This window comes from Aurantivibrio plasticivorans (genome assembly GCF_055392955.1).
The window spans coordinates 2,466,122-2,478,393 of sequence record NZ_AP036020.1 but is presented as its reverse complement, the minus strand read 5'-3'; the positions used below and the strand labels follow the sequence as shown (position 1 = coordinate 2,478,393).

Sequence of the window (12,272 nt, the reverse complement as noted above, 5' to 3'; positions counted from 1 at the left end):
GACAATGTCAATGACTCAAGGTAATACATTACGCAACACACTCGACGGAGTAGGAGAGGAGTAACGCTATGTCAGTTAAACGATTCGTAGCAGCTGATATGCGCCGAGCGCTGGAGCTAGTTCGACAAGAAATGGGTGCTGAGGCAATCATCCTTTCAAGCAAACGCGTCAAGGGCGGAGTCGAGATTTTGACAAGCAACGACCCCTATTATCAATCTGTTGCAGAAAAACCTACGGCGCCACGTGCGACTCCATCACCCAGATCCGCAATGATGTCGTCATCAATGGATGATGACCCGATGATGGATACTCCCATGTCTAGCGACATTGCATGGGGGCAAGAGTCAATTATGGGTCGGTTAATGTCCAAGCAAGAACAGGCCGAAGCAGCCCCGGAATCTATGCAGGTACGACAACAAGCGCGGAGTGAAGCGCAACCGCCGCAAAACAGCTTTGCCAATACTTTCAGTGAACAATTTGCCGTCACGCAAACGCAAGCACACTCATCAGAAACGGCGACGAACAGTCATGACAGGGTAGAGCTATCGATAGATGGGCAAGCCAAAGCGCAACAGATCGCACGCGCCCAGCGGCAAAAGTCACGCAATAGACAGAATCAAACGAGGTTACAAGAATCGCAACGTACTATAAGTGGCGAACAAATCGAACCTGTTCATCACAAGGAAAAGTATGTACCTCAACGGATAGACCAACAGCCTAGTTATCGCCCTCAAGTGTTGCATGAAAGCCAGCCAATATACGGAGAAGAGGCCCATACAGACACAGAAAAGGTAGCCGAGCCATTGGAGGTTACTTACAACAAACCGTGTGTAATTACGCCCGCAATGGCCTCTCAGCCCGATGCCCCTATGGAGCAGGGAAAGCCAGGGCCTCAATTCTTTGATAAAAACGGTGTAGATGAATTTCTATCTTACCCTGAAGCATCTTTTCGCTGGAAAAAAGATATGGGGTTGCCTCTTTTGTCAGAGAAGAAACGGGTTACGACGCAAGATGAGTATTTTTCAATGCCGTCCGAAGTGCCCGGTGTTGATGCCATGCGACATAGAGAAGAGCAATGCTCTATCGGGGGGACAGACAATGACAGCGTCAATCAATTATTCGGTGCTGCCGAACCAACGTCTGTAGACGATGGTTCAAGCCATATAGAAATACCTGTTTCGCCTGCAATCGATGAGGTTGAGGTAGTTCCCGAGGAACCGATTGAGCAACCCCAGCCCGTGAACCAGCTTCAGCTAGGTTCCTATAGCTACCAGCAAAGCGAAGCCGATATTGTGTTTCATCTCGACCCAAATACCTACGTCACGCCAGCGGCAAATGATACGTCCGATATCGTAGATGATGACGGTGTGTTTATCGATGAAATATTCGATGAACAGTTTAGTCAGCTAAAAAATGAAATTGGTGATATGCGGGAGTTCTTACGCGATCAGTTGGCGGTCATGTCCGAACAAACGGCAGCACAAGCGCGTGAAGCGGAACGAAAAGTGGAAGAGCAAGCCCGCCAATTCGCAGAAGAAAAAGCTCAGCTTGTCGCTGAGCGGCGAGCAAAAATTGTCGGCAATACCATGAGAACGACGATCAAGCGTAGACTGCAACAATTAGGGATGAGCGACGTTAGTATTAGTAAATGTTTAGCGGAGGTCTCAAGTGATCTATCGCTAAACAGCAACTGGGCAAAATCATTAGCCACCATCTCGCATGACATTCCGGTTGTTGGAAAAGATGTCATTGGTAATGGCGGATTCTTCGCTTTTGTGGGGCCTTCTGGTGCCGGTAAAACCGCCGCAGTGTCTAAATTAGCATCGCGCTATGTGTTAGAGCACGGCAGCTCTGGTGTGGCGATTGTGACTATGGCATCGCCGGACTCGGGAGGCAATCACCGCTTACGGAGATTGGGCTCTATCCTTAACGTTTCGGTCTACGAAGTGAATGAAAAAAATAAACTGGAATATGTGTTGCAAGATTTAGCCGATCATAAACTGGTATTGATTGATACAGAAGGTGCAAATTGCCAGGGAAAAAATCTTAAATACCAACTTCGTGAATTACGTCAGTTGCCCCAAGTTGAAAATATCCTTGTCTTGTCTGCCAATACGCAGGTGCAGTTATTGAAGGCCGCTACGCATAATTTTAAACGGGCTAACCTCCGTGGGTGTGTCATCACTAAGTTGGATGAAACGGCGAGTTTGGGTGAAGTGCTTGGTGTCCTGATTAATGCTGATATTCCCATCGCCTATACCACTCAAGGTGCAAGTATGCCTCAAGATGTCACTATGGCTCGAGCGCATCAATTGATTACTAAGGCGGTGTCCCTTTTGAAGGAAAGCGGTCAGCGTTACGTCAAGTCGAAAAAAATACTTTCCCACAAGTCTACGTTGAATACAGAAAAATCTGCTGTGAATGCTGGACATAAGGTAGCGTCGCAGATGGCGAAAAGTCTACAAAATGTTCCGGTACAGAGAGCTGTCGCACCCTAATGGTGTGAATTCTAGGAAACTGGTGGGAAGCATCTATACTGGTCAAAGGCGCTAATTTTAGCTGAGGAGTTGTTTGTGAGTTACTCGAGCCCCATTCAAGTGATAGCCGTTACAGGCGGTAAGGGCGGTGTAGGTAAAACCAATTTAGCGGTCAATTTAAGTATCGCGTTAGCGGAAATGCAGCGCCGAGTTTTGCTATTGGATGCAGACCTTGGGCTAGCCAATGTCGATGTACTGTTGGGTTTAAAACCCAAGAAAAATCTGTCAGATGTCATCAAGGGCGATGCGTCAATGCAGGAAGTCATTGTCAATGGTCCTGGGGGCGTAAGGATTGTCCCTGCCTCATCCGGTGTGCGTCATATGGCTAGTTTAAGCACGCAAGAACATGCGGCACTCATTAATGGTTTTGCAGAGCTAGGGGACCAGCTTGATGTCTTAATTGTTGATACCGCAGCAGGAATATCGGATAACGTCATCAGCTTTGTGCGCGCCAGTCAGGAAGTCATCGTTGTCGTGTGTGACGAGCCCTCATCGATTACTGATGCCTATGCGTTGATAAAACTTTTGAACAAAGAACACGACATGTTTCGGTTTAAAGTCGTCGCTAATATGACGCGTACAACCCAAGAAGGTAAGTCGCTCTTTAATAAACTGAATGCGGCGTGTGAACGTTTTCTCGATGTGGCACTACAGTATGTTGGCCATATTCCGTTCGATGAAAATGTTCGTTCAGCCGTGCAAAAACAACAACCTTTGTTGACCTTCGCACCACGTTGCAAAGCATCGCAAGCCATTCGTTCTTTAGCCCATAAAGTTGATGAATGGCCTCGTGCAAGCTCGGCAACAGGGCACCTCGAATTTTTTGTTGAGCACATGGTTAGTCCGAGTGTAGCGAATGTGAGTTACTAGGTTCCCAAACAATGGTAGGAAACTACGGTTTGTCGACGTATGACAAAGCCCCAACTAATCAAGTAAGTGTCAACGTGGAGGACTATGCGCCCCTAGTGAAGCGGATAGCCCACCATATGATGATGCGTATGCCTCCTTGTGTTCAGGTCGAAGACCTTATCCAGGCGGGCATGATTGGCTTGCTTGAAGCATCGAAAAAATACGATGCCAGTAAAGGTGCGAGTTTTGAAACCTATGCGGGCATTCGTATTCGCGGTGCAATCGTCGATGAGATGCGTCGAGGTGACTGGGTCCCGCGGAGTGTGCACCGTAATAGTCGTAAGATTAGCGATGCTATTAATGCCGTAGAAGCACGTACGGGGCGCGACGCGACGGATCAGGAAGTGGCGGAAGAGTTGGGGATGGAACTGGAGGAATATCATTCTATCCTGCACGACTCGGTATCAAGTCGTCTATACAGCTTTGATGAAGCATATAACGAAGACGGCGTCTCTCTCGAAGAGAATACGCCGAGCCAGCCGTTAGTAAACCCAGACGAAGGCATTCAGCAGGAGGCACTTAAACGGTCGCTCGCGGAAGCGATCGGTCAGTTACCCGAAAGAGAGCGCCTGGTGTTAGCGCTTTACTATGATGAAGAGCTAAACCTCAAAGAAATTGGACAGATCATTGGGGTCAGTGAATCGAGGGTAAGCCAAATTCACAGCCAAGCCGCGCTACGGCTCCGTTCCCGCCTAACAGACTGGCAGTCAGCCAACTGATTTAAATCTACCTCGACTGGTGAATTTGGATAAAGAATCTCCAAATTTACATCATTACGAATATTTATAACCAAGCCGAGAACAATTCCTTGTTAAAAACTGGATACCCGTAAATCAGCTACTAGACTATTAATTAGATGGGACCCCTTCGTGGGGAATTGATGGAGGTTGCTTTGGACAAGGGCATGAAAATCCTAATTGTTGATGACTTTTCAACAATGCGGCGGATTATTAAAAATTTATTGAGAGACCTAGGTTTTACCAATACACATGAGGCTGATGATGGCAGTACAGCACTGCCTATGCTGAAGTCAGGTGATTTTGACTTTCTCGTGACGGATTGGAATATGCCGGGTATGACAGGTATAGAGCTCTTAAAAGAAATTAGAGCTGATGAAAGCCTGGCGTCGTTGCCGACCTTAATGGTTACTGCAGAGGCAAAACGCGACCAAATTATTGAAGCTGCACAGGCGGGCGTCAATGGTTATGTGGTCAAGCCATTCACCGCACAAGTTCTCAAAGAAAAAATAGACAAAATCTTTGAGCGAGTTGATAGCTAGTCGCTAATTTGGGAATTCTTCGGGCATGGATAATCATTACGAATTAAAGAACAATCCTACCTTTATATCGGAGCTTCAGGACTGCGCAAAGCTATTAATCGATAAGCTAGAAAACGATAGTTTCCAGGATGCCTCTACTTTGATATGCAATATGATCGAGGCAAGGGACAAGCACATATTCAGTTCCGTCGGTAAGCTTACACGAGGCTTACATGACGCCATTGTCAATTTCCATGTTGACGGCGATCTAAGCTCTGAACCTCCCAATATTGAAAGCTCCGAAATACACGATGCAACTGATCGTCTCAATTACGTCATTAACCTAACTCAGCAAGCAGCCGACAAGACCATGGATATGGTCGAAGCTTCTGCACCTATTGCTATGAATTTAGGGCAAGAGGCAAATAGTCTGCGTGATGATTGGCTGCGTTTACGTCGGCGAGAAATGAGCAAAGAAGAATTTGCCGGGTTGTACCAACGTATGGATGAGTTCTTACAACAGATGTGTGATGGCACTACTCAATTGAATGAAAATATGCAGTCGATAGTGTTAGAGCAAGGGTTTCAGGACCTTACCGGGCAAGTATTAAAACGTGTCATTACACTGGTTCATGATGTCGAAAATGAGCTGGTCAAACTAGTCCGTGTTGCCAGTCAGGTAGAACAAGTTACCGGGCTGGTGACCAATGAAGTTAAGGGCGATGAAGTCAGAGCGATTGATAGCAAAGGTGAAGGCCCGCAAATACATGCTGAAAAGCGGGACGATGTTGTTAAAGGCCAAGATGAAGTGGACGATCTATTGTCCAGCTTGGGTTTCTAAGGAGCGGTAAATGGGTTTCGGAGATGACGAAGATATCCTTCAGGACTTCCTAGTAGAAGCCGGAGAGATTCTTGAACAGTTGTCGGAACAGTTGGTTGAGTTAGAGCAGAGCCCTGACGATAGAGACTTACTGAATGCCATTTTTCGCGGCTTTCATACTGTCAAAGGCGGAGCAGGCTTCTTGCAGCTAGATCCCATGGTCGAATGCTGCCATGTGACAGAAAACCTTTTCGATATTCTACGTAATGGTAAGCGCAGCGTAACGCCAGAATTAATGGATGTGGTGCTTAGTGCACTGGATGCCATTAATGCCCAATTTCAACAAATACAGCAATTTGAAAAGCCAGAAGCAGCGTCGCCGGACCTCATTGCGTCACTAGAACGTTTGGTTAATTGTGAAGATATAGGCGAGTCTGTTGAGGCCGCAGAAACAAGTGACAGTGAACCAGAATCTACGCCAGTCGCTGGAGCGGCGTCAGCTACATCAGAGCCTAGCGGTGTAGCTGACGATGAAATCACTGATGAAGAATTTGAAGATCTTCTCGATGCAATCGACCCCAAAAACACTGACCTAGACAAGCCCACAGAGACATCCGCCGTCGAGACGCCCGCTGAGTCTATGGCGACGAGTTCGTCAAGCGATGAAATTACGGAAGACGAATTTGATGCATTGCTAGATCAATTGCACGGTAAAGGCAAAGGCCCTGGTGTTGAAGATACAGCAGCAAACTCGAGCACCCCCGCAGAAGAAGCCGCTTCTCCGGCTGCACCCACCGCTGGCAGTTCAACCGGCAGCGATGAAATTACGGAAGACGAATTCGAAGCTTTATTAGATCAGCTTCATGGTAAAGGAAATGCGCCAAAACCTGATGCCTCGTCGACACCTGCGCCTGCTACTGAAAGCAAAGCTGAGTCTCCGGCTCCGTCGACTACTGCGGGTTCAGGTGGCAGCGATGAATTAATCACTGAAGACGAATTTGAAGCGCTTCTCGACCAGTTGCACGGCAAAGGACAACAGCCAAGTGCAAGCGGCAAGACGGAAACTGGTGCAAGCAAGCCCTCGTCTGAAAAGGCGACATCAGCGCCTTCCGGCAAAGCGCAAGAGCCTCCGGCGTCTGCCCCGAAATCCGAATCACCCGCAGCTAAAAAGCCAGAACCCAAGAAACCCGAGGCTAAACCTAGTGCTGCAAGCGCCGCAAAACCTGCTCCAAGTGCAGCCGCTAAGCCCGCTGCGGCATTAAAGCCAAAAGATTCACCCCAAGCAAACATTGCCGCAACTGAAACGACGGTACGCGTCGATACCCAGCGCTTAGACGACATCATGAATATGGTAGGCGAGCTAGTGCTGGTTCGAAACCGTTTGGTTCGATTAGGGGTCGATAGTACCGATGAAGCATTATCGAAAGCGGTAGCCAACCTAGATGTGGTGACAGCAGATTTGCAATCATCAGTTATGAAAACGCGGATGCAACCGATCAAGAAAGTCTTCGGCCGTTTTCCTCGCGTGGTTCGAGATTTGGCTCGTAACCTGAAAAAAGAGATTAATCTTGAGCTGCAAGGCGAGGATACTGACTTAGATAAAAACTTGGTTGAGGCGCTTGCGGATCCGTTGGTTCACTTAGTGCGTAATGCGGTCGATCACGGTATTGAAGCACCTGCGATAAGAGAAGAATCTGGAAAAAGTCGCGTAGGAAAAGTTGTCCTTGCAGCGGAACAAGAGGGTGACCATATCCTCTTGTCGATAACGGATGACGGGGCCGGTATGGACCCCGATGCGTTACGCCAGAAAGCGGTTGAAAAAGGTATTTATGATGAAGATACCGTTGCTCGCTTGAGTGATTCGGAAGCTTTTGACCTGATTTTCGCTCCTGGATTTTCAACTAAAACAGAAATTTCTGATGTTTCGGGACGTGGCGTCGGGATGGATGTGGTGAAAACAAAGATCACACAGTTGAATGGTTCCATTGAAATCACCTCGAAAAAAGGTGAAGGAAGCCGGATCATTATCAAGGTGCCACTCACGCTGGCAATTATGCCAACCTTAATGATTATGCTGTCTGAACAAACGTTTGCGCTTCCGCTGGTGAGTGTGAATGAGATATTCCATATGGATTTAACCAAAGCAAATATTGTTGATGGACAAGAGTGCGTCACAATTCGCGATCGTGCGATTCCGATTTTTCATCTCAAACGCTGGCTAGTGCATAAACACAGTACACAGCCGGATCCCAAATCAGCGCATGTTGTTATTGTCTCAGTTGGAACCCAACGAGTAGGTTTTGTCGTTGACCAATTGATAGGCCAAGAAGAGGTCGTTATCAAACCACTTGGCAAAATGCTTCATGGCACTCCGGGTATGGCGGGAGCGACAATCACAGGAGATGGCACAATTGCACTTATTTTGGATGTGCCAAGTATGTTAAAACGTTACGCACAATCTGGTTTATAGAAGCCGGCCACATTGGGAAGGTAATGTCACCATATCGCATTGTTAATGTATCTTGGACGAAGCGTAGGGCATGCGACGTGCTGGTTGAAATAGATCTAACTACCATAAAAACAATACGCGGCATGTTCTTCGATTTGATGGAGAGTCAACATGCCTTATAAAGTCCTTGTTGTTGACGATTCGAACTTTTTTCAAAATCGCTTAAAAGAAATTATCAATGAGCACCCAGAATTGGAGGTGGTGGGTATAGCCGCCAATGGGCGTGAGGCAATTGATAAAGCCGATAGTTTGAAGCCAGATTTAATTACGATGGACTACGAAATGCCGGTATTGAACGGCGTCGTTGCAGTCAAAGAAATCATGGCCAAGCGACCTGTACCTATTTTGATGTTTTCTTCAATGACTTTCGAAGGCGCTCGCATCACCCTTGATGCGTTAGCAGCAGGTGCTGTTGATTTTATTACTAAGGATTTTGGTGAAGTTTCAAGAAACTCCGCTGCGCTAAAAAAGCGTTTACATCAGCGTTTGCTTGATATTGTTAAGAATCAGCGAGTTAGTCGATCGATACCAGCGCCGAAAAATGATTCCTCGTCTAGTGAAGTGAAATCACCACCACGAGCGGCTGTAGCGTCAAATCTTAGGAATAAAGTCGATATCGTTGTCATCGGTGCATCAACCGGTGGGCCCGTCGCGGTAACCGATGTATTGACGAAACTGCCAAGTAATTTCCCCGTGCCGATTATCGTGGTTCAGCACATGCCTGAGAATTTTACCAAAGCGTTTGCTGAACGCTTGGACAAGCAATGTCAGGTTAGTGTTAAGGAAGCGGAAGATGGTGATCGTTTATCACCTGGTGCTGTTTTATTGGCTCCAGGTGGTAAGCAACTAATGATCGATGCGCAACAGCGCGGCAGTGTAAAGGTATTGCCGGGTGATGAGCGAGTGAATTATCGACCCAGCGTCGATATAACCTTCGGTTCTGCGGCGAATAGCAGCGGTGCAAAAACGCTTGCGATTATCTTAACTGGAATGGGTGCCGATGGTTGTGAAGGTGCGAGACTGCTCAAAGGAAAAGGCGCCATCGTTTGGTCTCAGGACGAAGCGAGCTGCATTATCTACGGTATGCCGATGGCTGTTGCCAAGGCTAATTTAACTGATTCTGTGATCAGCCTATCGGAGATTGGTCCGAAGCTCGCCCAGGCGTTTCGTTAACGCTCTATTAATTTCTTCCCGTCTATTTTTTGACGTTCCTCTCATCTACCTTCCTTTTGTTGCTTGGGCGACGATTATTTAGTTGTAGGCTCGCAGCGGCAATCGGTGTCTTAGCATAAGCAAAATCGCTTCAAACCCAAGCAATCCTCCAATAAATACCAGTTTTTACTGCATTTGAGCATTTTGAGATGTGTTTTACGCGCTGAAATATTTCAAATGGGCCATGCGGGTCTGCAATTTGCATTAACCGCACTAAGGAAAATACGTGCAAGGAAAATTGTCACTATGGATATCTTGAGCCTAATTGGTGTGCTCATTGGATTTGGGGCGCTCTTGGGAGGTAATTTTCTCGAGGGTGGCTCATGGCAATCGCTTATCAATGGCCCGGCGGCGATTATCGTATTCGGTGGGACATTGGGCGCAGCCATGCTGCAGACCCCTCAACAATCATTGCAGCGAGCTGTACAGATGCTTCCTTGGGTGGCTGTGCCCCCTAAACAGATGTTTGCTGACGGCATTAAGCGAGTCGTCAAGTGGTCGAACTCGGCACGCAAAGAAGGTCTGCTGGGTTTGGAGCAGATGGCTGAAACCGAACGGGACAGCTTCGCTCGGAAAGGCCTTCAACTGTTAGTGGATGGCAGTGAACCAGATGCTATTCGGCGTGTGCTCGAAACAGATTTGTTTGTGAGTGAACAGCGCGACCAGGATGCCATCAAGTTTTACGAAAGTATGGGAGGTTATTCCCCGACAATAGGGATTATCGGCGCGGTTATAGGTCTTATCCATGTAATGCGTAACCTCGCAGATCCGAATGAGCTCGGACCAGGGATAGCCATTGCTTTCGTCGCTACTATTTACGGTGTTGGTTTCGCTAACCTATTGTTGATCCCAATAGCTAACAAGCTGAAGCAGTGTATCCACCAGCAATCGCAATTTCGCGAGCTGATGATTGAGGGGATTATTTCTATCGCGGAAGGTGAAAATCCAAAAGCAATTGAGGTCAAGCTTGACGGCTATCTTCACCCTTGATTTAGCATAAGTCCAATAGAATCCATTCAAAAGAGCATGCATCCGTTGGAGTACCAACGTTTTGTGAAACGAAACTAATATGCGAAGACGTCCGACAGTAGATTTAGATGTAAACCATGATCGGTGGCTGGTTTCCTATTCAGATTTCGTCACTTTGTTGTTTGCGTTTTTCGTTGTGATGTACTCCATATCACACGTGAATGAAGGCAAATACAGAGTGCTTTCCAGTGAATTGATTAAAGCGTTTGATGTGCCGGCATCGGCTATCAACCCGATACAAGTCGGTGATCCTACGTTATCAAACGATCCTTCTGTCATAGAGCGAAATGGTAAAGGAGCTGAAGATCAAACCAATACTGGGGATGTAGACCCCAATGAAGTGCCGACACAGTCCGCAGAGCAATCTAAAACAGCGGATTTGGTTCAGCTATCCAATAATTTTAATGAGCGGTTTTTGGATTTAATCGATGATAATTTATTGTCAGTGACGGGCAACGAGATGTGGCTAGAGATCGAATTAAAATCGAGTATTCTATTTCCCTCTGCTAGCGCCGATCCCAGTTTGCAAGCTAAGGGGATCTTTGAAGAAATAGCTACCCTGTTGTCTGACACTAACAACCCCGTTCAAGTAGAAGGTTTTACCGATAACGTCCCTATAAGTAATCGTCGTTTTAAGAATAACTGGGAGCTGTCGTCAGCTAGGGCGGCATCTGTGGTTAAGCTGTTGGCGAACAATGGTGTCTCTCCTGATCGATTAAGTGCTGTTGGTTACGGTGAGCACAGACCCATTGCCGACAATGAATCAGAGCAGGGTAGAGCCAAAAATCGTCGCGTTATCGTGATGGTCTCTCGTCAAACGAATGAGCGGCCGTCGATTTCCGGTCAGCAACTGCAAGATTTTTCTGGAGGTGCTGTGAATCAATTAGACACTGTATCAACAGATGGACTGTCAACCATTGATGCAGAGATATCAAACCAGGCGGACACCATAGATAGTCAAGGGACTAATGCAACTGATCGCGATAGTGCCGATGTGGCACCTCTGATAAAACCTATACCGTTGGAGAATGGCGGTCTATTGTTTAGTAGTGACCCTGAGTTGCAAAGAGTTAATCCTCCAGCTGAGCCAGTCACTAATGAAAGTACAGTGGAACAAGATCGCTAAGTAAGACAACGGTATTGGTTTAATTTCACGTTGATGTTTCTTCATAAGTATTTCAAGGCCTGAGATGATCACATGGTCCGTTCTTAATCAAAAAGGTGGTGTTGGAAAAACTACCACCGCCTTGAGTCTGGCTTGTTTAGCGGCAAACGCTGGCAAGCGCGTTTTACTGGTTGACCTAGATCCCCACTGCTCATTGACGAGCTTTTTCCGTATAGAGACTGACGGCTTAACGGAGAGTAGCTTTGGGCTATTTAACAGCGACATTAGCCACTGGGAGTTACGTTCTGCTTGCTTTAACACAGCTCAAAAGAAATTGCTTTTTTTACCGTCGTCCCCGAGCTTGGCAACAATTGATCGGCAGCCGGAGGGGGCGGATGGTATGGGTTTAATGGTCGCTGAAAATCTTCAATGTTTAACGAGTAGTGTGGATATTGCGGTGATCGACGGGCCGCCTATGTTAGGGATGTTGATGATCAATGCGATCAATGCAGCAACCGATATTGTTATTCCAGTCCAAACTGAATTTTTAGCACTACAGGGAACGCAACGAATGATGAAAACGTTGTCGCTATTCACGGATGTCAAACGTCAAGACACGCGATGTACTATCGTTCCCACGCTATTTGATCGTCGTACACATGCGTCAACCGCTAGTTTAATGTCCTTACGCGAATCATTTGGCGATCTTGTATGGAATGGCCAAATCAATATGGACACCAAATTCCGCGATGCGATGGAGACAGGTGAATTGCCGCATAACCTAAATGACGAGTGCTTTGCCATGAACGGCTACAGGCAATTGCTGGAGCATTTAAGCAGCGATGGGAAAAGTACGGAAATGCAATCCTATGCAAGCTAATACACGTATGTTG

General features: G+C 47.0%; 10 protein-coding genes. All 10 read left to right on the top strand.

Annotated elements, in window-relative coordinates; genetic code table 11:
• Positions 1–68: 68 nt before the first annotated feature.
• Positions 69–2,498, top strand: coding sequence for a hypothetical protein (locus ACZ5NB_RS11170; RefSeq protein WP_460233694.1), 2,430 nt, complete (start codon positions 69–71; stop codon positions 2,496–2,498).
• Positions 2,499–2,573: 75 nt separating this feature from the next.
• The gene (locus ACZ5NB_RS11165; RefSeq protein ID WP_460233693.1) at positions 2,574–3,407 is read left to right on the top strand and encodes a MinD/ParA family protein; all 834 of its coding nucleotides are present in this window, start codon (positions 2,574–2,576) and stop codon (positions 3,405–3,407) included.
• A gap of 11 nt (positions 3,408–3,418) precedes the next feature.
• The gene (locus ACZ5NB_RS11160) at positions 3,419–4,165 is read left to right on the top strand and encodes an RNA polymerase sigma factor FliA (protein ID WP_460233692.1); all 747 of its coding nucleotides are present in this window, start codon (positions 3,419–3,421) and stop codon (positions 4,163–4,165) included.
• Between the two features lie 173 nt (positions 4,166–4,338).
• Positions 4,339–4,725: a chemotaxis response regulator CheY gene (cheY, locus tag ACZ5NB_RS11155; protein ID WP_460234006.1), complete on the top strand. Its 387-nt coding sequence runs from the start codon at positions 4,339–4,341 to the stop codon at positions 4,723–4,725.
• A 25-nt stretch (positions 4,726–4,750) separates the two neighbouring features.
• Positions 4,751–5,545: a protein phosphatase CheZ gene (locus tag ACZ5NB_RS11150; protein WP_460233691.1), complete on the top strand. Its 795-nt coding sequence runs from the start codon at positions 4,751–4,753 to the stop codon at positions 5,543–5,545.
• A 10-nt stretch (positions 5,546–5,555) separates the two neighbouring features.
• A complete protein-coding gene (locus ACZ5NB_RS11145; protein ID WP_460233690.1) occupies positions 5,556–7,994 on the top strand; it encodes a chemotaxis protein CheA in 2,439 nt (812 codons plus the stop codon).
• A gap of 150 nt (positions 7,995–8,144) precedes the next feature.
• Positions 8,145–9,206, top strand: a complete 1,062-nt coding sequence (locus ACZ5NB_RS11140; protein ID WP_460233689.1) for a protein-glutamate methylesterase/protein-glutamine glutaminase — start codon at positions 8,145–8,147, stop codon at positions 9,204–9,206.
• Positions 9,207–9,491: 285 nt separating this feature from the next.
• Entirely contained in the window at positions 9,492–10,235 is a 744-nt protein-coding gene (locus ACZ5NB_RS11135; RefSeq protein ID WP_460233688.1) for a flagellar motor protein, read from the top strand.
• A 79-nt stretch (positions 10,236–10,314) separates the two neighbouring features.
• Positions 10,315–11,400, top strand: coding sequence for a flagellar motor protein MotD (gene motD, locus ACZ5NB_RS11130; RefSeq protein WP_460233687.1), 1,086 nt, complete (start codon positions 10,315–10,317; stop codon positions 11,398–11,400).
• A 64-nt stretch (positions 11,401–11,464) separates the two neighbouring features.
• Complete coding sequence (locus tag ACZ5NB_RS11125; protein WP_460233686.1) at positions 11,465–12,259, top strand: ParA family protein; 795 nt, start codon at positions 11,465–11,467, stop codon at positions 12,257–12,259.
• The last annotated feature ends 13 nt before the right edge of the window (positions 12,260–12,272 follow it).